At 62.0% G+C, this 23602-nt stretch carries 18 protein-coding genes; 6 read left to right on the top strand and 12 right to left on the bottom strand.

Annotated elements, in window-relative coordinates; all coding sequences use genetic code 11:
- Positions 1–61: 61 nt before the first annotated feature.
- From AADA15_RS06970 to AADA15_RS06950, 5 genes are read right to left on the bottom strand one after another with little or no spacing between them, the layout of a single operon-like run.
- On the bottom strand, positions 62–1408 hold the full coding sequence (locus AADA15_RS06970) for a CoA transferase (protein ID WP_341640820.1): 1347 nt from the start codon (positions 1406–1408) through the stop codon (positions 62–64).
- Positions 1405–2562: an ABC transporter permease gene (locus AADA15_RS06965; protein WP_341640819.1), complete on the bottom strand. Its 1158-nt coding sequence runs from the start codon at positions 2560–2562 to the stop codon at positions 1405–1407. The genes AADA15_RS06970 and AADA15_RS06965 overlap by 4 nt, the downstream gene beginning before the upstream one ends.
- Complete coding sequence (locus AADA15_RS06960) at positions 2559–3587, bottom strand: ABC transporter permease (RefSeq protein WP_341640818.1); 1029 nt, start codon at positions 3585–3587, stop codon at positions 2559–2561. The genes AADA15_RS06965 and AADA15_RS06960 overlap by 4 nt, the downstream gene beginning before the upstream one ends.
- The gene (locus AADA15_RS06955; protein ID WP_437343177.1) at positions 3587–5536 is read right to left on the bottom strand and encodes an ABC transporter substrate-binding protein; all 1950 of its coding nucleotides are present in this window, start codon (positions 5534–5536) and stop codon (positions 3587–3589) included. Before AADA15_RS06955 ends, AADA15_RS06960 begins: the two co-directional genes overlap by 1 nt.
- On the bottom strand, positions 5529–7301 hold the full coding sequence (locus AADA15_RS06950; RefSeq protein ID WP_341640817.1) for an ABC transporter ATP-binding protein: 1773 nt from the start codon (positions 7299–7301) through the stop codon (positions 5529–5531). Before AADA15_RS06950 ends, AADA15_RS06955 begins: the two co-directional genes overlap by 8 nt.
- A gap of 266 nt (positions 7302–7567) precedes the next feature.
- Between AADA15_RS06950 and AADA15_RS06945 the strand changes: the two genes are divergently transcribed.
- The 3 genes from AADA15_RS06945 (at position 7568) to AADA15_RS06935 (ending at position 9071) form a co-directional block, all read left to right on the top strand.
- Positions 7568–8062, top strand: a complete 495-nt coding sequence (locus AADA15_RS06945) for a class I SAM-dependent methyltransferase (RefSeq protein ID WP_341640816.1) — start codon at positions 7568–7570, stop codon at positions 8060–8062.
- Positions 8063–8139: 77 nt separating this feature from the next.
- Entirely contained in the window at positions 8140–8769 is a 630-nt protein-coding gene (locus tag AADA15_RS06940; RefSeq protein WP_341640815.1) for a glutathione S-transferase, read from the top strand.
- Between the two features lie 59 nt (positions 8770–8828).
- On the top strand, positions 8829–9071 hold the full coding sequence (locus AADA15_RS06935) for a hypothetical protein (protein WP_341640814.1): 243 nt from the start codon (positions 8829–8831) through the stop codon (positions 9069–9071).
- A 454-nt stretch (positions 9072–9525) separates the two neighbouring features.
- Here the strand turns inward: AADA15_RS06935 and AADA15_RS06925 are convergent, their stop codons facing one another.
- From AADA15_RS06925 to AADA15_RS06915, 3 genes are all read right to left on the bottom strand, one after another.
- A complete protein-coding gene (locus AADA15_RS06925; protein ID WP_341640813.1) occupies positions 9526–9966 on the bottom strand; it encodes a response regulator in 441 nt (146 codons plus the stop codon).
- A 22-nt stretch (positions 9967–9988) separates the two neighbouring features.
- Positions 9989–11776 carry a CHASE domain-containing protein gene (locus AADA15_RS06920; RefSeq protein WP_341640812.1) on the bottom strand — a complete coding sequence of 596 codons (1788 nt, stop codon included), beginning with the start codon at positions 11774–11776 and terminating at the stop codon, positions 9989–9991.
- Between the two features lie 236 nt (positions 11777–12012).
- Positions 12013–15435 carry an indolepyruvate ferredoxin oxidoreductase family protein gene (locus AADA15_RS06915; RefSeq protein WP_341640811.1) on the bottom strand — a complete coding sequence of 1141 codons (3423 nt, stop codon included), beginning with the start codon at positions 15433–15435 and terminating at the stop codon, positions 12013–12015.
- 145 nt (positions 15436–15580) lie between these two features.
- On the opposite strand from AADA15_RS06915, the gene AADA15_RS06910 reads away from it, so the two are divergent.
- Complete coding sequence (locus tag AADA15_RS06910; protein ID WP_341640810.1) at positions 15581–16039, top strand: Lrp/AsnC family transcriptional regulator; 459 nt, start codon at positions 15581–15583, stop codon at positions 16037–16039.
- 10 nt (positions 16040–16049) lie between these two features.
- Here AADA15_RS06910 and AADA15_RS06905 read toward each other — a convergent pair whose 3' ends face one another.
- Entirely contained in the window at positions 16050–16460 is a 411-nt protein-coding gene (locus AADA15_RS06905) for a DUF3307 domain-containing protein (protein WP_437343176.1), read from the bottom strand.
- Positions 16461–16684: 224 nt separating this feature from the next.
- Between AADA15_RS06905 and AADA15_RS06900 the strand changes: the two genes are divergently transcribed.
- The gene (locus AADA15_RS06900) at positions 16685–19633 is read left to right on the top strand and encodes an ABC transporter transmembrane domain-containing protein (RefSeq protein WP_341640808.1); all 2949 of its coding nucleotides are present in this window, start codon (positions 16685–16687) and stop codon (positions 19631–19633) included.
- Between the two features lie 66 nt (positions 19634–19699).
- The gene (locus AADA15_RS06895) at positions 19700–20548 is read left to right on the top strand and encodes a fumarylacetoacetate hydrolase family protein (protein WP_341640807.1); all 849 of its coding nucleotides are present in this window, start codon (positions 19700–19702) and stop codon (positions 20546–20548) included.
- Between the two features lie 250 nt (positions 20549–20798).
- On the opposite strand, the gene AADA15_RS06890 is transcribed toward AADA15_RS06895, so the two are convergent.
- The 3 genes from AADA15_RS06890 to AADA15_RS06880 form a co-directional block, all read right to left on the bottom strand.
- On the bottom strand, positions 20799–21083 hold the full coding sequence (locus tag AADA15_RS06890) for an ArsR/SmtB family transcription factor (RefSeq protein WP_341641014.1): 285 nt from the start codon (positions 21081–21083) through the stop codon (positions 20799–20801).
- Positions 21084–21212: 129 nt separating this feature from the next.
- On the bottom strand, positions 21213–22445 hold the full coding sequence (locus AADA15_RS06885; RefSeq protein WP_341640806.1) for a mandelate racemase/muconate lactonizing enzyme family protein: 1233 nt from the start codon (positions 22443–22445) through the stop codon (positions 21213–21215).
- 31 nt (positions 22446–22476) lie between these two features.
- Positions 22477–23571 carry a Zn-dependent alcohol dehydrogenase gene (locus tag AADA15_RS06880; RefSeq protein ID WP_341640805.1) on the bottom strand — a complete coding sequence of 365 codons (1095 nt, stop codon included), beginning with the start codon at positions 23569–23571 and terminating at the stop codon, positions 22477–22479.
- Between the last annotated feature and the right edge of the window lie 31 nt (positions 23572–23602).

Below are 23602 nucleotides of genomic sequence, written 5' to 3'. Positions count from 1 at the left end.
TTGGGGTTGGGCCGGGCGCCGCGCAGGTGCGCGGCGCGTCAGCGCCCGGACGCAAAGGGTATCAGGCCGTCCACTGTGCGGAAGATGATCCGGTCTTTGCGGCAGGCAGATCCCAGTGCATCTGCGTTTCCGCAAGCGCGAGGGGCGGTTTAAGCCGCAATCCTGATCCCCAGCCCGAACTCTCGATGGTGGGGGCGTAGTCCGCATCCTCAGCTTTCGTGATCTGCGCTCCGGTTGCCGAGGGGCGCAGGCTGGCCAGAAGCTCGGCTGTGCGGGCAAGGGACAGGCGCGCCTGAGGTGTCTTGCCGTGCTGGATCGCCTCGCGCAGGGCCGACAGGATGGCAGCGGCCATCAGGTAGCCCGTGGCGTGATCCAGTGCCTGCACCGGCAGGGGTGTCGGTTTGTCCGATTTGGCCCAGGCGCGGCCGGTATCTGCGATACCGGCACTCATCTGAACCAGGCTGTCAAAGCCGCGCCGCCGCGCCCAGGGACCGGTCCACCCATAGGCATTGAGCGTGACTTCCACCCTGTTCGGGGCAAGCTGGTCACGCATATGCTGGCCGTATCCCAGATCCTTGAGGGCACCGGGGCGATAGCCGTGGACCAGCACATCGGCCCCGGCAAGGAGCGCTTCGAACCGGTTGCGGTCTTTTGGGCTTTTGAGGTCGAGCATGGCCATGCGCTTGCCCAGAGAGATATCGGGGATCACGCCGGGTTCGTCCCAGCCGGGCGGGTCGATCCGCAGCACCTCGGCGCCTAAGCCCGCCAGGGTACGTGTGGCAATCGGTCCGGCCAGAACGCGGGTGAGATCCAGCACCTTGAGCCCTGCCAGTGGCCGTGCCTCGGTTGCATCGGGAAGGGCGCGGGGGTGGACATCGCGCGGCGCGGTCCACTGCACCAGCGGCTCGGAGGAAACGGCCATGCCTTGTGGATGCGACTGCCACAGATCCCGGCTGCGCATGGTGGCCGCCACGCCACCGCCCGTCACGATGGCGCGCTCCAGATCATCGCCTGACCAGGTGGCGACGGCGGCGCGCACCGCTTCGGGTGTGTTCGCGCAGCCGAGCGCGGCGAGGGCCGCGGCGCGGTGGTGCGGCAGATTTGTGTGCAGGCGGATCCAGCCGTCGGCGCAGGGGTAATCGCCTGCGATGGGATCCCACAAAGACGGCATCTCCCAGCCTTGGGGCCTGAAACTGTAGCCAAACCAGAGCGAGGCGAGCCGCTGGTCCACCGTCACCGCAGGCGGTGCGGTCACAAGATTTGCGGCCAGCATGTAATGGGCCAGCTCAACTCCGACGGCGGCGACGCTGGCATTGGCCAGCTCGGTCACCGCAAAGGCCGAAGGCCGGACCCCGCTGCCAGTGATACTGTAGCTGGCGGGATCGGGCAGGGCGGAAATCAGGGTCATTGCTGGTAGGGGTCCAAACTGTCTCTGAGGCCGTCACCCAGGAAGTTGAAGGCCAGCACGACCACGACGATAGGTAGCATCGGAATGGCGGTCCACCAGTAGATCTCGATATTGGCGAGGTTCTGCGCATCGTTCAGCATCACGCCCCAGCTGACCGCAGGCGCACGCAGGCCAAGGCCCAGGAAGGACAGGGCGGTTTCCCCAAGGATCATCGCCGGGATCGACAGGGTGGCCGAGGCGATGAGATGACTCATGAAGTTCGGCAAAAGGTGTTTGCGGATCACTCGCCCCGAGGAGGCGCCCATCATTTCCGCCGCGCGCACGTATTCCTCTTCGCGCAGGGACAGGAACTTGGCCCGGACCGATCTCGCCAGTCCCGGCCAGTCCAGGATCCCAAGGATCACAGATATGATGAAGAACACCGCCACAGGCGACCAGTTCGAGGGCACGGCGGCCGAAAGCGCCAGCCAAAGGGGCAGCTCTGGCAGGCTGCGCAGGATCTCGATCACGCGGTTGATCACCCAGTCGATCCGACCCCCGAAATAGCCTGCGACAGAGCCGAAAAAGATGCCCAGAACGAAGGATACGGTGATGCCGATCAGACCCACAGTGAGCGACAGTTGCGCGCCATAGAGAATGCGGCTGAACACGTCCCGGCCCAGCCGGTCTGATCCCCACAGGAAGAACGGCATGTCGGCGCTGGGCGCACAGACTAGGTGGGTGTCTGCCGGGATCAGACCGGCAATCCTGTAGGTGCTGCCCTCGCAGAAGAATTTCAGCGGCTGCGGGTTGTCGTAGTCCGGTTTGAACTCCCACTGGAAGGTTTCCATGTTGGCCTCGGATGTCATCGGATAGATGAACGGGCCAAGGAATTCACCCTCGTGGAAGAAGTTGATGCTTTGCGGCGGCGAATAGAGATGCTCGCTGTGGCGCTGGTTCGGCCCATAGGGAGCGATGAAGCCGACGAAGGGCAGCATCAGGTAACAGAACAACAGAAACGCGCCGGAAATGAGGCCCAGCCGGTGGGTCTTGAACTTGCGCCAGATCAGCACCCAGTTGGGGGCGTCCAGATCCTTGCGCTCCAGCTCGCGGATGGATTGTTCGGCATCGTAAGGGGCGTCGTCGACATAGCGACCGTCGGGAAGCTGGCTCATGCGTCACGTCCCTCGTAGCGGATGCGCGGATCGAGAAGGACCAGCAGCACGTCGGAAATCATCGTGCCGATCAAGGTCAGAAGGGCGACGAACATCAGGATGAAGGCGGACAGGAACATGTCCTGCGATTTCAGCGCCTGCAGCAGGTCCGGCCCGATTGTTTGAAGTCCCAGAACGACCGAAACCAGAACAGAACCCGACACCATCGAGGGCAAGAGATTGCCGATATCCGCCACAAAGGGGTTGAAGGCAACGCGCAGCGGGTATTTCGCCAACATCCGCGAAGGGGCCATCCCCTTGGCGATGGCTGTCTCCACGTAAGGTTTGCCCAGCTCGTCCAGCATATTGGCGCGCAGCCGCTGCATCATCGCAGAGGCGCCGGAGGTGCCGATCACGAAGGTAGGCACGATCAGGTGAATGAGGATCGATTTCACCTTGTCCCAGCTCATCGGTTCGCCTTCGTAAACCGGGTCCATCAGCCCGCCGATGGGCAGGTCGAACCAGCGGTGGCCGTAGTAAAACAAGATCAAGGCCAAAAGGAAGTTCGGCGTGGCAAGGCCAAGGTAGCCCACAAAGGCCGAGGTGTAATCGACCCAGGTGCGTGAACGTGCAGCCGCCAGAACACCCAGCGGCAGGGCCACGAGATAGACAAAAAGGACCGCCGCGAGGTTCACAAGCACGGTCAGCCACAGGCTGTCGCCGACGATTTCCGCAACGGGGCGATCAAATTCGAAGGACCAGCCGAAATTTCCCTGGATCAGGCCCGAGAACCCATGCGGGCCGGGCAGGAAGCCGACCCAGATGAAATACTGCTGCCAGAGGGGCTTATCGAGCGCGTATTCCCGCCGCAGGAACTCAGCCTTTTCAACGCCCGCGGTCTGGCCGCTGGCGCGCAGTTCGGCGATCTGGTTCGACAGGTAGTCGCCGGGGGGCAGGTTGATGATCACGAAAACCAGCACCGACACCACCCAAAGCGTGAGCAGCATGGTGCCAAAGCGGTAGATGGCGTAGCGCAGGATCTCCATCAGCCTTTGCCGTCCTCGAAGAAGAATTCATCCATGCGGTGCACACCGAAATGGGCGCCGGGATCCCAGGCCCAGATGCCGCGCTCGGGCACGTTGCGCAGGCGGTTCGACACGACCACAGGCTGCGGCGCGCCCGCGACAAGGCCGATGCCATAGACCTGATCGGCGTGGATCTTCAGCATCTCGCGCCAGGCAGCAGAGCGTTCTTCGTCGGTGGTGGCGATTTCCCAGTCGTGGAGCAACTCCAGCAAAAGCTTGGCCGGTTCCATGTCGGGGGCCTCGCCAGCTTCGCCGCCGGTCTGGTGGTATTGGCCCCACTTGGGCCAGGCCAGAAAGACCTGATCGGTGGGCGCGAGATAGGCGGGCGAGGTATAGGGCTGCGGGATGCCGTTGTCCCAGCCATACCAGACAGAAGCCGCCGTGGTGCCCGAAAAGACCCGGTTGCGCAGGATGTCGCGATCAAGAGGGCGCATCACCAGTTTTACGCCCACATCACGCCAGTCGTCGGTGATGATCTGGAGGGCGTTCTCGACCTCCTGCCGCTCGCCTGCTGTCTCGACAATCAGCTCCATCAGGCGACCGTCGGGCAGCTTGCGGATGCCGTAGCCGTCCATTTCCGTGAGGCCCGCCTCATCGAGGAGTTTGTTGGCCAGATCCGGATCGAACTGGGCCCAGGCCTCGCGCAGGGCCTGATCGAAAAACGGGCTTTGCTCAAGCACGGTCATGGCACCGGGTTTGGCGAGCTTGAAATAGAGCGCCTTGTTGATGGCGGCACGGTTGATGGCCACAGACAGGGCGCGGCGTACGCGCACATCGCGCAGGACCGCACGCCAGACCGGATCGTTCACGTTGAGGTTCGGATAGATCGCGATCTGAGACGCGGTGCCGGTGCCCCAAAGATGGGTCTTGTAGGTGCCGCCATCGGCCTCGCCCTTGCGCAGGATCGGGATGTCACGAAAGCCCAGACCACGCGCCTGAAGGTCGGCTTCGCTGGCGTTGGATTTTGCCGCCACCAGACCGCCCGAGACGATCTCCATTTCGACCGTGTCGATATAGGGCAGTTGCACGCCCTTGGCATCGATGCGGTGATAGTAGGGGTTGCGCACAAAGATCTGGCGGATCTTCTTGCCTGCGGTGGCGTTCATCCAGGGCTGCAGCGTGGGCAGTTCGAAATTGTCGAACTTGTACATGTTGTCGTATTTGTTGTGCAGCGCCGCCCAGCTTTTGACGCGGGCGTAATCCACTTCATCGGCCAGGGCCGCCGGGTCCGCGTAGTCGGCGTGGAACTGTTTCAGATAGGCCGCGGGGCGGTAGATGAAGGGCGGCCGCGCCTGCGCCAGATGATGCAGGAAGCCGGGGTTGGGATGCGTCCATTCAAAGACGACGGTGGTCTCATCCGGGAAGGTGACCTCCGGCAGCTCGCCTTCGATGCGCAGAAAATCCGGGGGACCGGCAGGGCTGAGAAGCGGGTTGTTGGCCACGTCCTTCCACCAGTACTCGAAATCGGCCGAGGTAAAGGGGGATCCGTCCGACCAGCGATGGCCCGGTCGCAGATGCAGGGTAAAGCGTCTGTTGTCCTCGACCTCATAAGCCTCAAGGATATCGGCCTGAAGTTTGTAGTCGGCATCATAGCCCACGAGGCGGGCATAGCCGTAGACAACCATCTGGCGGATGTCCTTGGAGCGTGTCACCATGGTGTTGAGCGCACCGCCCTGCACGCCGAATTCCCGTCCCTTGGCGGCGAGATCGACCACCAGCGGCACATCGGGAATGCGGTCGGCCACGGAAGGCAGATCTCCTGCATCCACCTCTTGCTTCCAGAACGTGCTTTCTTGCAGCGGCGGCAGCGCGTCTGCCAGCGCGGCAAGCGGCGCAAGGGCGGCTGCAAAGGCCAGGGCCATCAGGGTTTTCGGTGCGGTTCGCAAAGCTGTTTTTCTGATCTCAAACATGGCAACGTACCTTGTGTCCGGGCTCCAGCATCACCAGCGGCGGGGCTTCGGAGCCTGTAAATCTGAAATGTTCCGGCCAGCTGTCCGGCGCGCCGGCCCCCTGCGCCACCAGATCCAGATTGATCGGGCGGGCGATGTCGGGTTCGGGCTGCGCCGCGATCAGCGCCTTGGTGTAGGGGTGCTGGGGATTGTGAAACAGGGTTTCGGGTGGCGCCTGTTCTACGATCAATCCGCGCCGCATCACGGCCACCTCGTCGGCGATCCGCGCCACCACGGCCAGATCGTGGCTGATAAAGAGATAGGACAGCCCCTGCTGTTCCTGGATCTCTTCCAAGAGGCGCAGGATCTGTTCCTGCACGGAAACATCCAGCGCCGATGTGGGCTCGTCACAGACGATGAGCGCGGGATCCAGCATCAGGGCGCGGGCAATCGACAGGCGCTGGCGCTGCCCGCCGGAAAAGGCATGGGGGTAGCGCTGCAGCATTTCCGGCCCCAGGCCCACGGTCTGCAACATGCGCGCAGCCCGGTCGCGGCGCTCGGCAGGTGTGCCGATCCCGTGGATCTCCAGCGGCTCGGTCATGGTGTCGAGGATGCGCATCCGCGGGCTGAGCGAGGAATAGGGATCCTGGAACACCATCTGCGCCTGACGCTGAAAGGCGGTGCGGGCGGCGCGGTCCATCTGGTGCACCTTGACGGTCTCTCCGGTTGCATCGGGGCGGAACAGTACCTCGCCGCCGGGGTCAGGCGGCTCGGCCCCCAGCGCGATGCGGGCGGCAGTGGTCTTGCCTGAACCGCTTTCGCCGACGATGGCCAGCGTCTTGCCGCGTGGCAGTTTGAAATCCACCCCGCGGCAGGCGTGTATGTAGGTGGGCGGCGCCCAGCCTTTCCCTGCGCGCAGGGTGTAGGTCTTTGAAACCGACTTCAACTCGAGGATCAGATCCTTTTTGGGCTCGGGCGGTACGGGTTCAGTTGCGGCGGGGATCTTGGGGGCCGCGTGGATCAGCGCGCGGGTATAGGCATGCGCCGGGTTGGACAGGATCGGCGCGGCGGGGCCGGCCTCCATCACGCGGCCCTTGTGCATGACCACGACATTTTCTGCCATGTTGGCGACGACGCCCAGATCATGCGTGACGAGAATCATCGCCATGCCGGTGTCGCGCTGCAACTCCTTCATCAACCCCAGAACCTGCGCCTGAGTGGTCACATCCAGAGCCGTCGTCGGCTCATCCGCGATCAGAAGGTCCGGTTTGGCGACCATGGCCATGGCGATCATCGCGCGCTGGCGCATGCCGCCCGACAGTTCGAACGGGTAGGAGTTATAGGTGCGTTCGGGTTCAGGAAAACCAACGCGTTCGAAGCATTCCAGCACTTCCTTGCGGGCCTCGGCCTCGCTTTTTCGGCCATGCAGCCACAGAACCTCTGAGACCTGGTTTCCGATCCGGTGCAGCGGCGACAGGGACCGCATCGGTTCCTGAAAGATCATCGCGATCCGGTTTCCGCGCACGCTGCGCATCTGCCGTTCCGACAGTGAGAGAAGGTCCAGGGGCGCCTTGCCGCCGTTGAGGGTGATCCTGCCAGACCGGATCTGCGCGGCGCGCGGCAGGATGCGCAGGGCGGCGCGGCAGGTGATCGTCTTGCCCGAGCCGCTTTCGCCAACCAATGCCAGGGTGCCGCCGGGCGCGACATCAAAGCTGACGTCCCGCACAACGGGTTCATCCCGGCCGAAGCCGATGCTGAGGCCCTCGACTGACAGCAGGGGCGCCATTCAGTGGCCCCCGCTCTTGATCCGGTGATATCGCGTCATTACCTAACCATGTCCCGTTTTCCCCCACCATCGCTCGGGCCATGCGCTCTAGTCAAACCCCCAATCGCCAATAGCAGGCCAAGGTGCGGGATTAATGACGCGGCGGAGGGTCGCGGGGATGGGATTGGCGCTCACTTTTCTGTAATCGCTACACATTTGCAGAAAACTCTGACACATCTGCAGCAAATGGGCCGCGTCGCGGCCATGTACGGTAAGGAGACCTCATCATGAGCACCCGTCTGGACCTATTCATCGACCGCATGGTGTCTCAGCGGGCCTGCCTCGATCATGCGATTTCCGAAACGTCGAACATGGTCGGGCCTGTGTTCGAGTTGGGCCTCGGCAATGGGCGCACCTATCATCACATGAAGCACAATGTCTCGGGGCGCGACATCTACGTCTTTGAACGCGCCGTTGCCTCGCATCCCGACAGCACCCCGCCCGAAGAGTTGACGATTCTCGGGGATGTGCGCGAAACGCTACCCGCAGCGCTGGACCGGTTCGGCGCGACGGCCAGTCTGATCCATGCGGATCTCGGCGGGCACAATCGCGAAAAGAACGATGCCTTTGCCCGTCTGGTCTCCCCGCTGATCGAGCCCTTGCTGGCGGTGGGCGGTCTGATGGTGTCTTCGGACCGGATGTATTTCGAGGCGCTGCGCGAGATGCCGCTGCCCGAAGGCGCGGTCCAGGGGCGCTGCTTCATTTACCGCCGCGACGCCTGAGCCGTCCGCGACGCGCCGTCATGCTGGCCTGATTTGGCTGTCTGCCCCTAGGCTCAGGGAAACAGAGGGAGGCTGCCATGATTTTCTACGATTGCTCTACCGCGCCCAATCCGCGCCGGGCGCGCATGTTCATTGCCGAAAAAGGTCTGAACCCCAAAACCCATGATATCTCCATCGCCAAGGGAGAGCAGCTGGACGCGGCCTTTCTCGCAGTGAACCCGCGCGCGACCATTCCAGCGCTGGTCACCGACGCAGGCACTGTGCTGACCGAAAACCTTGGCATTGCCGCATACCTTGAGGCCGCCTGTCCCGAGCCGCCCCTGATGGGGCGAAACGCAGATGAAAAGGGGCTGGTGCTGATGTGGAATTCCATCGTCGAGCAGCAGGGCGGCGCACCGATTGCCGAGGCGCTGCGCAATACACATCCTGCTTTTGAGAACCGCGCTATTCCCGGCCCCGATCACTATGCCCAGATCCCGGCGCTGGCCGAACGCGGTCAGGCCCGCACGGCGCGGTTTTTCGATCTGCTGGAGGAGCGCCTGAAGGAAAGCCCTTATCTGGCCACGGATCATTTCACGCTGGCGGATATCTCGGCCTTTGTCTTTCTGGACTTTGCCCGGGTGATCAAGATGCGCGTGCCCGAAGCCCATGCCGCGACTCTGGCCTGGCAAGAGAAGATCCGCGCCCGTCCCAGCGCCCAGCTATGAGGCCAATCGCGCGCGGGATTGCAATTCATCCCTGAATGCAGGGCCATTCCTGGGGCCGAATGACCCCGCCCCGCCCACACCTTTGCGTGATGCCTGAGCAGTTGCCGCCCCGGCGCGAAGGCTTTGTGATCCCGGGAGAGGTGAACCGCCCCAGCTTTGTGCCTTGGGTCATAGGCCACGGCGGACGGCTCGGGTTTGAGGCCTGCGAGGTGTGCGCCGAACCGGGGCAGGAGATCGCGACATCCCGGTCATGGTCGGCGTTTGCGCGTTGGCTGATGGCTGCGCTGGGCGCGGCTGGCTGAGATGTCGCATGGGGAGAGCGGTCTAGAGGCGCTGCAGGCGAGGGACGTTGCGGCGGGCTTGCCCGTCGCGGTCATGAGCCTGCCGTATCCGGTGTCTGGGGCGCCATGGCCTTGGCAGGGCCATAGCGGGGGTGCCGGGGCCTATGCGTCGCAGTTTGCACGCTTCTTAGGCCTTTCGCGCGCGTGTTTTCAGGGCATGGGGCTGGCCAGATGTCGAGGCAATCTGCGATAGGATGCCAAATCCAGTGGATAAAGCCGCCACAGGCGCCGCAGAATGTCGGGCGCCTTGATCGGCCGATGAAACGAGGTCTTACGCTCATGCCCCCAAAGCCGGTCCTTTACCGGGACGACACCACAGCCGCACCTTTGACCGGAAATATCAAAGTGACCCGTGCGGATTGGCTGAACGGGGCGGTGGCTATCCTGATCAGCGATGGCGTGGAGCAGGTCAGGGTCAGGAATATCTGGCGGCGGCAGGAGGAATGCAGTCCTTCCAGAAGTTGTGCAGCGATGTCAGGACACGTTTCAGCTCGGCAGAGCCTTGGGGTTTGACGAAATAGCCGCTCACATTCCATTTATAGGCCAGCGATACGTCATGCGGACTGTCGGAGGTCGTGAACATGAAGACCAGCTGATCGGCGATCGCTTCCTTCGAGCGCAGAGTCCGCAGGAAATCGTGACCGTTCATGCGGGGCATGTTGATATCCAGCAAGATGAAAAACGGACCGTTGAGCGATGGGTCCAGCTTTTCGCCTTCCAGTATTTCCAGAGCCTCGATACCGTCGCGGGCGCGCACGACCGTCGCAGGCAGATCCATGCGTTTCAGGGTCCGCTCAAGGATCATGGCGTCCAGATCATTATCCTCTACCAGAAGGATATTCATCTCATTAGGCATTCAGTTGGCTTTCTTCGAACCTTTATTGACTGTTGTTGCCGGCCTTTCGAGGCCAGTCAAACCGAAATACAGACCCATTTCCAAGTGACGAGTCCACCGTTACCGAGAAACCGTGCTGTTCTACGGCCTTCTTGACAATTGCCAAACCCACGCCTGTGCTTTCCGGCGCGCCAGCCTGGCGCAAAGTTTGGAACACCCCGAAGATCTTGGAATGAAAACGCGGATCAATTCCTTCCCCATTGTCGCTGACTGAAACCCGGTATCTGTCATCCAGCGTCTCAACCGAGACGTCAATTTCAGCTTTGCTTACTTCGGGGTGATAACGCACTGCGTTGCTCACCAGATTATCCAAGACACTCCGAAACATCTGGCCGTCAAATTCGACGGTATCGGCTGTTCCGGACAAACGCAACTGGTCCTCACGCAGGTTCAGGTCCGCGCGAAGCTCTTCGATGGTGTGACGCAGGTCGAGCGCCGTTTCGCCGGGGGCACGCCGACCGACCCTGGAGAATTCCAGGATTCCCCCAATCAAGGCGTTCATGCGGCCTACACGTTCCAAGATGTGATCGAGGTTTTCCTGCACGTCCGGGTTCGCATCTGGAGAGGCCAGGTAGTCTTCCAGGTCCTCTTTTACCATTTCCGTCAGGCTGGCGATCCCGCGGACCGGTGTTTTCAGATCGTGGGACGTGATATACGCGAACTGTTCCAGTTCATCGTTCGTCTTGGCCAGTTGTACATTGGTCTCAGCCAGTTTGTTCCGCTCTGCGCGCAGGGCAGCGGTCACTTGGTCTGCATAGGCAATAGCCTGCCGGTTGGCCCGCGACATCATCACCAGCACAGCGATGATCAACGCCTCGATCAACAGACCGCCAATCAGGATCACGGTGGGTTGGGAAAAACTGTTGTTGGCACGAAAGGCAAGGTTGCTGCGCATGTCCAGTGTCCAGATGCGCCCGTAAAGATTCAGCTCGACCGTCTCCGTGAACATGGGGTTCGGATCGTTCAGCCCATCGTCGATTGCATGCTCGTCGTAGATCAGCTGATCGCCGTCCCTGATGCTGAAACGCACCTCGCGCAGTTCCTTTGCCAGCAGGCCTTCCATCAGTTTGCGCACGACAAAGGGCGCGTAGACGATACCCTGCATGTTTTCGCGCCGCTCGCCGACAGTGTCGCGGGGGCCGCCCTTGTAGTAGGGAGCATAAAAGAGGAAACCTGGCGTGCTGCCCTCGTCCTGAACCAAGACGATCGGGCCAGTGATCTGGCTTTCGCCGGTGTCACGGCTTGCCAGTGCGGCCGTACGCCGATTGCGCTCGTGGGCGACATCAAGGCCGACAGCCGCCGCGTTCACGGCTTCAGGCTCAATAAAAGAAATCGGCATCAAGATATCTTCCTCGTGAGCCGGGAAGATACGGTAGGTGTCGCGCTCTGCGAGGCGTTGTTCCATGTATTTCGGAACGTCCTGTGGGCGGAGGTAGTGAATGATGCCAATGCCATTGATGCCGGGATACTTTTCCTCGATTCGAAGCGTGTCGGCAAAGATCTTCCACTCATTGAGGCTCATGTCACCGTCATGGGACTCTACCGCAGATACGCCGGCCCAAAGCGCGTCCTCGTACTGACCCATGCGATCCACGATCAGATCGAGTGCCCGATCACGGCCTATCTCGAACCGCGCCTTGATGCGTGTCTCGATCTGGCGCTCCGAAAACAGCCATGCGCCAACTGTCATCATGACGGATAGGGCGACCACGATGACGTGCATCATGGAGATTTTGCCATGCGCGGTTTCTTTCTGCGAAAGAGGTTCCATCAGCCGCGCCCTGCTCCAAGCGTCCTATGGGTTCATAAACTAGGTGCATAGACCTTACTCGTTTCGGGTTTAACATCACCTTAATCAATGACCTTGCACAGGGCACGATTTGAAGTGTCGTTGTTGAAAGCGAAAAAGCTTCGCAAAAACTGGATTTTGCCTATGAAATGGTGCTGAGGCGAACCGCAGGTTCGCCCCTTTTGGGTTCAATTCGACAGAACGTCCCCGTCGCAGGTTTAGAGACGCCCAAGGCGCTCTTCCGCCGCGGCGCGCACCTTGCTGGCGGCCTCCAGCCGGACCGGGCCGTAGCCGCGGATCTCCATCGGTGCCGAAAGCACCTCGGCGCAGTCCTCATATGTGTCTGTGTCGTAGCCGCCTGCGACCTTGTCCAGAACACCTTCGTACCAGGACAGAAGATCACGGTGCAGGCGGGCTTCCTCGTGGTAGCCAAAGGGGTTGAGCGCGCTGCCGCGCAGCCCCTTGGCCTTGGCCAGCACCGATAGGGCCGGGCGCAGCCAGGGGCCAAAGGCGCTTTTCTTCGGGCGGCCTCGGCTGTCCTTCCCGCGTGCGAGCAGGGGCGGTGCAAGGTGGTATTTCACCGAATAGTCGCCGTCGAATTCCGCTGCGATCTGGTCCTTGAAACTGTCGGCGGTCAGAAGCCGCGCGACCTCGAATTCATCCTTGTAGGCCATCAGCTTGAACAGGGATTTCGCGGCCTTTTCAGTTAGTTCGTCCTTCGCATCTGCGGGCAGTGAATTGCGCAGACGGTCCAGCGCATTGCGATAGCGGTCTGCGTAGGCCGCGTTCTGGTAGTCGGTCAGGAAGGCCGCACGGCGTTCGATCATCTGTTCCAGTGTTTCGGCGTCTTCCGGGGTTTCGTCGTAGAACTGGCTGACCAACCCCGGATCCACGGCCATGGCGCGGCCAATGGCAAAGGCGAGACGGTTCTTGTCGATGGCAACGCCATTGAGCTCGATGGCTTGGGACAAGGCGGCTCCGCTGACCGGCACCAGTCCCTTTTGCCAGGCAAAGCCCAGCATCATCACGTTGGCCAGCACCGCATCACCCAGCAGCGCCTCAGCGGCCTCGTTGGCGTTGAAGCCCGACAGGTTCTCGGCGCCCACCACCGCTTCGATTTCCTTTTCGCGCAGGCCCGCCATCAGGTCGGCATCCCGGCGCAGCACCAGATCGCCCGTGGGCATTTCGGCGCGGTTCAGCACCACCTTGGTGCCCGCGCGATAGTGGGCCGAGGCCTTGGGCGCGGAGGACACCACCACGTCGCAGCCGATCACCGCATCGGCGGCGGCCTGATCGATGCGCACCTGGTTCAGGGTCTCAGGCGCGTTCGACAGGCGGATGTAGCTGAGAACGGTGCCGAACTTCTGCGCAAAGCCGGTGAAATCCAGCACACTCGATCCCTTACCCTCAAGGTGTGCGGCCATGGTGATCAGAGCGCCGACGGTCACAACGCCTGTGCCGCCCACCCCGGTGACGAGCAGATCGAACGGCTCGGCGAGGGAGGGAAGGTCCGGGGCGGGCAGGCGGGCGACCAGCTGGTCTGCATCGAGACCGGCCGGCTGCTTCTTGCGCCGCTCGCCACCCTCAACGGTGACAAAGCTGGGGCAAAACCCGTTGAGGCAGGAGAAATCTTTGTTGCAGGACGACAGGTTGATCTTGCGCTTGCGTCCGAACGGGGTCTCTTTCGGCTCCACGCTGAGGCAGTTGGATTCCACGGAACAATCGCCGCAGCCCTCGCAGACCAGATCGTTGATGAAGGCGAATTTCTTCGGGTCCTCCATCTTGCCACGCTTGCGGCGGCGGCGTTTTTCGGTGGCGCAGGTCTGCTCATAGATCAGCACGGTCACACCGGGGATCTCGCGCAATTCGCGCTGAACGGTGTCCATCTCTCCCCGGTCGTGGAAGGAGGTTCCAGCGGGGAAATCGGCGCGGTTGAACTTGGCGATATCGTCGGACACCAGCGCGATGCGCTCCACCCCCTCGGCGCGACAGGTTTGGGCGATGCCGGACACGCTGACCGGCCCGTCCACCGGCTGACCGCCGGTCATGGCAACCGCGTCGTTATAGAGGATCTTGTAGGTGATGTTCGTCTTGGCCGCGACCGCCTGCCGGATGGCAAGGCTGCCCGAGTGATACCAGGTGCCTTCGCCCAGGTTCTGGAACACGTGCTTGTTCCCGTTGAACTGCGAGGCGACCGCCCATGGCACGCCCTCGCCGCCCATCTGAGCGTATCCGGCGGTGTCGCGATCCATCCAGCTGGCCATGACGTGGCAGCCGATGCCGGAGAACGCCTTGGAGCCCTCAGGCAGCTTGGTCGAGGTGTTGTGCGGGCAGCCCGAGCAGAAATAAGGCGTGCGGGTGGCGCCGGGCACGTTGATCAGCTTGGGCGGCTGGGCGGTCAGTGCGGCGGCCTTGGCGGGCAGGTTTTCTTCGGGGAAAAAGGCATCCAGACGCGCGGCCACGATGGGCGCGAGCATCAGCGGGCTCAGCTCCCCGGTCCAGGGGATCAGCGGCTCGCCTGCGCTGTCGTATTTTCCGACCATCTTCTTGGGCTTGTCGCCGGGCCAGTCGTAGAAATACTCCTTGAACTGGCTTTCGATGATGCCGCGTTTTTCCTCGACAACCAGCACCTCTTCCTTGCCGTTCACGAAGCGCAGCGCCTCGGGGCGGGCCAGCGGCCAGACCATGCCGACCTTGTAGATGTCGATGCCAAGGCGGCGACAGGCGGCCTCGTCCAGACCCAGAAGGCGCAGCGCCTCCATCAGATCAAGGTGCCCCTTGCCGGTGGTGACAAAGCCGAATTTGGCATCCTTGATGTCATAGATGCGCCGGTCGATCGGGTTGGCCTCGGCAAAGGCACGCACGGCCTTGATCTTGGCCTGGATGCGGGTCTCGATCTCGGGCGAGGGCAGATCGGCGCGGCGGATATGCAGCCCGCCGGGGTAGGGCGGCAGTTCGGGCAGGATAAATTCGCGGTCCGGCTGAAGTTCTACCGAGCGCGCGCTTTCGACGGTTTCCGACACGGCCTTGAAGCCGACCCAGGTGCCCGAATAGCGCGACAGGGCAAAGCCGTATTCGCCAAAGGTCAGGAACTCGGAAACATCCGCCGGGTTCAGCACCGGCATGAACCAGGCCATGAAGGCGACATCCGACTGGTGCGGCATGGAGGAGCTGACGCAGCCATGGTCGTCGCCCGCAACAACCAGAACGCCGCCCTTTTCCGACGAGCCATAGGCGTTGCCGTGTTTCAGCGCATCGCCGGAACGGTCCACGCCCGGTCCCTTGCCGTACCACATGGAAAAGACGCCCTCGACCTCGCAATGGGGATCCAGAATGGCCTGCTGCGCACCCAGAACCGCTGTGGCGCCCAGATCCTCGTTCACGGCGGGCATGAACTTGACCTTGGCCTCTTCCATCCGCTTGCGCGAGCGCCAGAACTCCAGATCCACCCCGCCCAGCGGCGAGCCACGATAGCCCGAGACGAATCCGGCGGTGTTGAGGCCTGCGTTCCGGTCGCGGCGCGCCTGATCCAGCATGACGCGCGCCAGCGCCTGAGTCCCGGTCAGAAAGACGCGACCCCTGGTCATCTCGTAACGGTCATCCAACTGGTAGCTGCGAAACTCGTGGCTCAGCTCGGTCATGGGGGCAGTCCTCGCGCGGGTATCCTTGATCGCGAAAGGATAATCCATCTGCGGCGGAAATTTTTACCAGATCTACTGGTGTTTTTTGGTTTTGTGAATAATTTATCCGTCAATGGGGTGCGTGATGGTGAGGGGTACCGATCATATGCAGCTAGACGACAGGGACCGCCGAATTCTGACACTCTTGCAGGAGGATTCGCGCATCTCGAACGCGGATCTGGCCGAAGCGGTGGGCATGTCTCCCTCTGCCCTGTGGCGCCGTGTGCGCGCGCTGGAAGAGGCAGGGGTGATCGAACGCTATGGCGCGGTGGTCAACGCAAAGGCCATGGGGCTGGAGTTTCATGCCATGGTGCATGTGCAGCTCACCCGGCACGAACCGGAAAAGCTGAAGGGATTCATTCGCGCTGTTGAAACCAATACCCTTGTTCAGGAGTGCTACGCCACCACCGGGCAGTCCGATTATCACCTGCGCGTTCTGGCGCCCGACCTTGAGGCCTATAATCGCTTCCTTGAGGACTTCCTGTTCCGCCTGCCAGCGGTGGCCAGCGCCCAGACCAACGTGGTCTTGCGCACGATCAAGCGGGATCGGCCCGTGGTGCCCTGAGCACCTGGGCTCAGGCGGCGTATGTCACCCAGGCCGCTGCCATGGCGATATAGGTCAACTGATGAAGGGCCTGATCGGTACCCACGGCGCGCCAGAAGACCGCCTGCTGGGGCGTCAGTTGCTTGCTGTCGGAATAGCGTGCCTTGCAGTAGTCGATATTGAAATGCACAACCCATTCCAGCGCGCAGATCAAAAGGATGAAGCCCACCGGACTGCCCATCGCCACAAAGACCATAATGGAGCCAAGCGCGTGGACGCCCGCATGCTGGGCGCGACCGCTGTGAAAATATTCTCCCCGCCCGGACAACATCTTGGGCGTCTGCAGAAAGAAATCCGCAAACATGTGCTTGACCTGCAAAAGGCACAGCAACAACAGCAAGGCTCCGGTCGGTTCCGGCAAGGCGATCCCCTGATTAAACATATTAAGCGGAACCTTACGTGTTTTTTGCGTCATGGCAAATGGTGCGTCACCGCGTTCCGTAACGACAGGCCGTGGCAGGGCTCGGCGTTCTTGCCATTGCCTGCCATGGGCAAACCGCGCTAGGCATAGGGTATTGATTTCAGACGCCAAGCCGGAGCTGTCTCATAGAACGGTCGCTGTTTCGCTTTATCTGGAAGTACTCCAAACGTGATCAGCTTGTTCTCTTGGTGGTCACGGCCTGCCTGTTCCCGTTGCTCTACCTGACGCTGGAGCTGCCCAAGCGGATCATCAACGATGCCATCGGCGCCCAGACCGACACGATCCAGATCCTTGGCTATTCCTTTGATCAACTGACCTTCCTGTGGCTGCTTTGCGCTGCCTTTCTGATCTCGGTGCTGATGCATGGCCTTCTGAAGATGCGCATCAACACGATGAAGGGCATTCTGGCTGAGCGGATGCTGCGCCGCTTCCGCTATCAGCTGATTGCCCGCGTCTTGCGCTTTCCGCAGCCCTATTTCGAGCGGGTCAGTCAGGGAGAGCTGGTCTCCATGGTGACGTCCGAGTCCGAACCGATGGGCGGGCTGATGGGCGACGCGGTAAGCCAGCCGGTGCTGCAGGCCGGGCAGATGCTGACGATCCTCTATTTCCTGTTCATGCAAAGCTTCTGGTTCGGTCTGGCCGCCGTGGCGCTGATCCCGCTGCAGGGGTGGCTCATCCCCATGCTGCAGCGGCGGATCAACCTTCTGAACAAGGAGCGCATCAAGGAAGTCCGGGCGCTCGCCTCGGAAATCGGGGAAAGCGCCGCGGGCGCGGCGACCCTGCGCATCAACGGCGGCTGGCGCTACCGGATGGCGGTGATCACCGCGCGGCTGGGGCGGCTTTACGATATCCGCTTCGATATCTACCAGAAAAAGTTCTTCATGAAGTTTCTCAACAACTTCATCACCCAGCTTACGCCTTTCTTCTTTTACGCCGTCGGCGGCTATCTGGTGCTGGAGGGCAAGGTGTCGCTCGGGGCGCTGGTGGCAGCGCTTGCGGCCTACAAGGACATCGCCTCGCCCTGGAAAGAGCTGCTCGCCTATTACAACCAGACCCAGGACATGTCCCTGCGCTGGGAGGTGATCCTTGAGCGGTTTGCCCCGCCCGGCATGGTCGATGAAAAGCTGATGACAGGAGAGCCGGATGAAATTCCGCGCCTGACAGGCGATATCGAGCTGTCGGAGGTCAACGTGCGCGATGCTGACGGCAACCTGGTGCTGGAGGATCTGAGCGCGAAACTGCCCGCAGGGCAGGTGATCGGGATTGCCGCCCCGTCTGAAGAGGACCGGCGTGCCCTCGCTGAATTGCTGACGCGCGAAGTCCTGCCAACCGCTGGTACTGTAACCGTCGCGGGGCACGATCTGCGCGAGGTGCATCAGGCCGTTGTGGCCTCCCGTATTGGTCACGCGACCTCTCGTCCGGTCCTGTTCCGTGGCTCGTTCGGGGACAACGTGATGATGCCGATGCGCCAGCGCCCCCAGGGCGAGGCGCAGGATATGTTGCAGTTCACCGCTGCATTGCGGGCCGGAAACAGTTCCGACCCATTCGATGCGCCCTGGCTTGATCCGTCCCTTGCAGGCTTTTCGACCGAGGCCGAACTGCGCGACTGGTGGGTGCAGCTGGTTTCGGGCATCGGCACGGATACGGCTCTGTTCCGGCGCGGTATGGATCAAAAGTTCGACAGCGCCGTGCATCCACGGCTGACCAAGACGCTGATAGACCTGCGTCCCAAGGTTCAGGCCGCCGTGGAAAAGGCCAGGCTGACCGCGCAGGCTCATGTTTTTGAACCGGATGCCTACAACCCGGCGCTGCCTGTGGCCGAAAACCTGCTGTATGCCACCCTGCGTGAGCCGATCACCGAAGAGGTTCTCAGGCGGCATGTGAAATTCCTCGATCGCCTCAGGGAGCTGCAGCTGGACCGCGATCTGGTGGCGCTGACGCAGGATGTGGTGGACATGCTGCGCCAGATCTTCGGCATCGATGGGACCGGACACCCCTTGTTCCGCAAGCTGGGCCTGGAGCCTTCGGCTTATGAAACCGCGCTGTCGCTGGTGGACAAGACCCGCAGCAAGGGGGCTGAGGCGCTCGAGCAGGAAGAGCTTGCCCAGATGCTGATCGTCCCCTTCAGCATCTCGGCAGAGCAGATCGGCCCTGCCTTCAGCGATGAGATCAAGGAACGCATCCTGCAGTTCCGCCGCAGCCACGCGGATGAGCTTCTCGGCACGCTCGAGGACATATTCGTGCCGCTCGACCAGTCTGCTTTTGCCCCGGGGCTGACCGTTCTGGAAAATGCGCTCTTCGGGAAAATCTCCGACACCTCCGGTGCACGGGGGGACGAGTTGCGCAAGTTGGTGTCTGACGTTCTGGTGGAAAACGGTGCCCGCAACATGGTGGTCGAGCTGATCTTTGATCTGCCTGTTGCGCTGGGAGGGCAGGGGCTTCCTGCGAGTTTTGCCGAACCGCTCGCCTTTGCGCGCGCGACGATCAAGCGGCCCGACATTCTGATTCTTGAATCGGCGCTGTCGAGCTATGATCTTGAGACCCGGATTTCAGTGCACAAGAACCTGCGCAAGCTGTTGCCGAACACGACCCTTGTCTACCTCGATAGCGATTTCGAGCGTTCCGAAGTCTTTGATGTCTTCTATCAGCTACGTCAGGGGCGGCTCGTCAGCGATGATACGCAGGAGGCCGCGGTTGCCGATAGCGCCGCCAGTCAGGATCTGGCGCGTAAACTCAGGGCGCTGGAACAGTCCGAACTGTTCTCCGGCCTCAACCGGCGCCAGTTGCGCCTCCTGGCGTTTGGAGCGCGCTGGTACGAGGCGAAGGCGGGAGATGCGGTTTTCCTCAAGGATGACGATGCCAGCGACGGCGCCTATATGATCACCGAAGGGGAGGCGGGCCTTTTCCTGCCACAGGAGGGCCAGGAGGATCGGCTGATTGCCCAGGTCGGGCCTGGTCGCCTCGTCGGGGAGTTGGGTCTGATCCGCAAGGAGCCGCGCGCGCTGAGCATGGTGGCGCAGACGGATCTGACCTGTCTTCGTATCGGCGAAGAGGAATTCCTGGCCGTTGTGGAGAATGATGCGGCGACGGCCTTCAAATTGCTGCAGGTTGTCGCGGGCTATGTGTCCAGCTGACCTTGCAATTCCGGTAGCAAGCGGCAACACAAGCAATCAAGACAAGCAAAAGAGGGGGAGGCAGCCATGAAACTGCTGCGGTATCGAATGGAGGGCGCGGTGCGTCCGGGGCTGATGGATGCTGGCGGGGTCGTGCGTGATCTGTCCGGCCACATTGCGGATATCACGGGCGAGGTGCTGGATGACGCGGCGCTTGCCCGTTTGGCCGCACTGGATCCAGCGTCGTTGCCTGTCGTGGATGGCGACATTGATCTGGCGCCCTGCGTTGGCCGAGTGGGCAAGTTTCTGTGCATTGGTCTCAACTACTCCGATCACGCCGAAGAGGCAGGCATGCCGATCCCCGAGCACCCCATCCTGTTCATGAAGGCGAATTCGGCAATCACCGGTCCCAATGACGATGTGGTCATCCCGCGCGGATCCACCGCCACGGATTGGGAGGTGGAGCTTGGCGTCGTGATCGGGAAGGCCGCGAAATACGTCACCGAGGCCGAGGCGCTGGATCACGTGGCGGGGTATTGCGTGATCAATGACGTCTCCGAGCGCGATTTCCAGATCAAGCTGACCGGGCAATGGACCAAGGGCAAGAGCTGCGACACCTTCGGCCCCATTGGCCCCTGGCTGGTGACACGGGACGAGGTCGCGGATCCGCAGAACCTGGCTTTGTCCTGCGATGTGAACGGAAAGCGCATGCAGACCGGCAACACCGGCAAGATGATCTTTTCCGTGGCCCAGATCATTTCCCATCTCAGTCAGCTCATGACCCTTCATCCGGGCGATGTGATCGCCACAGGCACGCCTCCGGGCGTGGGCATGGGGATGAAGCCCGATCCGGTTTACCTGAAACCCGGTGACGTGATGGAGCTGAAGATCGAAGGCCTCGGCCGCCAGCGCCAAAACCTGCGGGCGGACGGCTAACCCAGCCGTGGGTTCAATGGGCGGGCGGGGGCGCTCCCGCCCGTCTCAGGATATTCAAAGAATACCCTGTACCAGTTGGGCCTGGCGCGGCAAAGCCGCGCTGGGCCCAAGGCTGATTTCGGTGGCTTTGCCGCAGGCAAAGGACCGGACAGGCGCGGGAGAGGACCGATCGCCGTAGAGCGCCGTCAGAGACAGTGTGTCAGTTGCAGGTATTCTGGTCGAATAGAGGCAAAACGGCTTGTCCGAGCCTTCATTGCGGGCCGCAGAACTGGCGGTAGAGAAGTGAAATGATCTCTTCCGTGTTCTGGTCTTTCAGGGAATAGTAGATGGTCTTGCCGTCGCGCCGCGTGTCGACCAGAGATTCATCGCGCAGGCGGGCCAGCATCTGGCTGACGGCGGCTTGACGCATGCCCAGAAGGGCTTCCAGTTCCCCAACTGATTTCTCTCCGGTTCCTAGATGACACAGGATCATCAAACGACCCTCATGGGCGAGTGTCTTGAGGAATGCCGCTGCGTCGGCCGCGCGTTGCGCCATGTCGATCGGGGTATCCGGCGAAATCGTATCGGGGGATTGAATGGTCACGGGTCCAGAGTCCTGCGCTAGAGCTTGCGCCGTATAATGCACTATTTTGCCCCGCTCGCACAAGCCACGCTGCCGCAGATCCTATTCCGGCAGCGGCGGGGCACCTCCGGCAAAGGAATTGCCGTTCACATAGTCGCAGGGCGCTTCCTGCATATTTAGGTGCAGATCGTCCCCGGTAAAGGGATGCGCGCGGGCGAGATCCTCATCTACCTCGATGCCCAGACCCGGCGCATCTGGCGGGGTGACAAAGCCCTCCTCGACCCGGATCGTTCCCTTGATCAGCGCGTCATGGAAGGGCGTTTCGATGCTTTCGGCCATCAGGATATTCGGGATTGAGGCCGCCAGATGGATGTTCGCGGCCCATTCCACCGGTCCGGCATAAAGATGCGGCGCGATTTGCGCGTTATAGACCTCGGCCATGGCCGCGATCTTCTTGGCCTCCCATATGCCGCCAACGCGCCCAAGTGCCGGTTGCAGGATGCTGGCGGCCCCTTCGCGCAGGATCGGGGCGAACTCGGCCTTGGTGGTCAGGCGCTCACCCGTGGCGACAGGCACGGGCTGGCCTGAGGCAACGCGCGCCATCTGGCCCACGGAATCGGGGGGAACCGGCTCTTCGAACCACAGGGGCTGGTAAGGCGCGATGGCCTGACCGAGCCGAATGGCGCCCGCCGTGGTGAACTGACCATGGGTGCCGAATAGAAGGTCTGCGCGGTCCCCCACCGCCGCGCGGATGGCTTTGCAAAAGGCGACGGACTGGCTGATGTCGCTCATCGCGGGCATATGGCCGCCGCGCATCGTATAAGGGCCTGCGGGGTCGAACTTCACCGCCGTATAGCCCTGCCGCACCATCTCTGCGGCGCTTTCGGCGGCCATTTCGGGCGAAGTCCAGAAGGCGGAGATCTCGTGCTTGGGCAGGGGGTAGAGATAGGTATAGGCGCGGATGCGGTCATTCATCCGTCCGCCGATGAGCGCGTACACGGGGCGGCCCCGATCCTTGCCGAGGATGTCCCAACAGGCGATTTCCAGTCCCGAAAAGGCACCCATCACCGTCAGGTCGGGCCGCTGGGTAAACCCCGAGGAATAGGCGCGGCGGAACATCAGTTCGATGTTTTCCGGGTTCTCCCCCTCCATGTGCCGGTGAAAGACGTCGCGGATCACATGGCACATGGCCTCAGGGCCGACCGAGGCGGTATAGCATTCGCCCCAGCCTGTGATGCCGGTGTCGGTGGTTACTTTCACCAGGATCCAATAGCGCCCGCCCCAACCCGGTGCGGGCGGGGCGGTCACGATGATGTCGAGGTCCTGCAGCTTCATGGGATGGCTCCTTTGGGCTGCGCTCAGCCGGTCAGCGGTTGAACAGGATCACGTTGCGCCGGGCAGAGCCGGTCTTGGTGTCGGCGATCGCCTCGTTGATCTGATCGAGGCTCCACCGACCGGAAACCAGCTCGTCCAGCTTCAGGCGCCCCTGTTCATAAAGGTCGATCATCCAGGGAATATCGCGCTGGATCACGACATCTCCCATCTTGGAGCCGACAAGGCCCTGACCGATGGCGGCCATGACAACGGGTTCATATTCTGCCTTGGCGCCGGAATGGGGCATGCCGATCATCACCGCCTTGCCGCCCCGGCCCAGATAACGCACCGCCTGTTCATAGGCGGGAATGGCCCCCACGGTCACCAGAACCGCATCGGCGCCCCTGCCGCCCAGCGCCTTGTAAGATGCGCGCCAGGGGGATTTCTGTGTGCCAAGAACGCCATGGGTGGCGCCGAATTCCTTGGCGACCTCCAGCTTTTCCTCGCTCATGTCGACGGCCACGATCCGGCGGGCACCGGCAATGCGCGCGCCTTGAATGGCGTTGAGGCCGACGCCGCCGGCACCGATCACCACGACATCCTGCCCGGCTCGCAGACCGGCTGCATTGACTGCTGCGCCAACGCCGGTGATCACCCCGCAGGAAACCAGCGCGGCGACGTCCTTGGCCATGGTTTCCGGAATTTTCACGATCTGGCGCTGATCCACGACCACTTTTTCGGCAAAGGCGCCGCAGGCCATGGCCTGTTCGAGCGGGCCGCCGTCGGCGGTGGCCAGCGGGCCGTTTTTCACCCCGTCATAGGGGGTTTCGCAGATCGTTGGCTTGCCGCCTGCACAGCTGGGGCAGGTTCCGCAAGAGCGGATAAGGGTGACGACGACGCTGTCACCCTCCGCAAAGCCGTTCACACCATCGCCCACCTTGGTGATCGTCCCCGCCGCCTCGTGGCCATAGACGGCTGGCAGATGTCCTCCCCAGGCACCCTCGGCAAAGGATATATCGCTGTGGCAGATCGCGACTGCATCCAGGGTCACCTGGACCTCGCCCATGCGTGGATCGGCGATCTGGATGTCTTCTATGACGAGGGGCTGACCGAATTCGCGGCAGACGGCGGCTTTGATGGTTTGCATGGCTGTTTCTCCCTGTTGCCAGGCGCGTTTT

Origin of the sequence: Phycobacter sedimenti, from assembly GCF_038148855.1 — a bacterium.
GTDB lineage: Bacteria > Pseudomonadota > Alphaproteobacteria > Rhodobacterales > Rhodobacteraceae > Phycobacter > Phycobacter sedimenti.
This window is presented reverse-complemented; position numbering and strand designations above follow the sequence as displayed.

Bases quoted from the DNA above. Each gene is read 5' to 3' on its own strand.
- AADA15_RS06955 (WP_437343177.1), bottom strand. From the start codon at position 5,536: ATGTTTGAGATCAGAAAAACAGCTTTGCGAACCGCACCGAAAACCCTG.
- AADA15_RS06925 (WP_341640813.1), bottom strand. From the start codon at position 9,966: ATGCCTAATGAGATGAATATCCTTCTGGTAGAGGATAATGATCTGGAC.
- AADA15_RS06880 (WP_341640805.1), bottom strand. From the start codon at position 23,571: ATGCAAACCATCAAAGCCGCCGTCTGCCGCGAATTCGGTCAGCCCCTC.
- AADA15_RS06910 (WP_341640810.1), top strand. From the start codon at position 15,581: ATGCAGCTAGACGACAGGGACCGCCGAATTCTGACACTCTTGCAGGAG.
- AADA15_RS06950 (WP_341640817.1), bottom strand. From the start codon at position 7,301: ATGGCGCCCCTGCTGTCAGTCGAGGGCCTCAGCATCGGCTTCGGCCGG.
- AADA15_RS06965 (WP_341640819.1), bottom strand. From the start codon at position 2,562: ATGAGCCAGCTTCCCGACGGTCGCTATGTCGACGACGCCCCTTACGAT.
- AADA15_RS06920 (WP_341640812.1), bottom strand. From the start codon at position 11,776: ATGGAACCTCTTTCGCAGAAAGAAACCGCGCATGGCAAAATCTCCATG.
- AADA15_RS06915 (WP_341640811.1), bottom strand. From the start codon at position 15,435: ATGACCGAGCTGAGCCACGAGTTTCGCAGCTACCAGTTGGATGACCGT.
- AADA15_RS06945 (WP_341640816.1), top strand. From the start codon at position 7,568: ATGAGCACCCGTCTGGACCTATTCATCGACCGCATGGTGTCTCAGCGG.
- AADA15_RS06960 (WP_341640818.1), bottom strand. From the start codon at position 3,587: ATGGAGATCCTGCGCTACGCCATCTACCGCTTTGGCACCATGCTGCTC.
- AADA15_RS06885 (WP_341640806.1), bottom strand. From the start codon at position 22,445: ATGAAGCTGCAGGACCTCGACATCATCGTGACCGCCCCGCCCGCACCG.
- AADA15_RS06905 (WP_437343176.1), bottom strand. From the start codon at position 16,460: ATGTTTAATCAGGGGATCGCCTTGCCGGAACCGACCGGAGCCTTGCTG.
- AADA15_RS06890 (WP_341641014.1), bottom strand. From the start codon at position 21,083: ATGGCGCAACGCGCGGCCGACGCAGCGGCATTCCTCAAGACACTCGCC.
- AADA15_RS06935 (WP_341640814.1), top strand. From the start codon at position 8,829: ATGACCCCGCCCCGCCCACACCTTTGCGTGATGCCTGAGCAGTTGCCG.
- AADA15_RS06895 (WP_341640807.1), top strand. From the start codon at position 19,700: ATGAAACTGCTGCGGTATCGAATGGAGGGCGCGGTGCGTCCGGGGCTG.
- AADA15_RS06940 (WP_341640815.1), top strand. From the start codon at position 8,140: ATGATTTTCTACGATTGCTCTACCGCGCCCAATCCGCGCCGGGCGCGC.
- AADA15_RS06970 (WP_341640820.1), bottom strand. From the start codon at position 1,408: ATGACCCTGATTTCCGCCCTGCCCGATCCCGCCAGCTACAGTATCACT.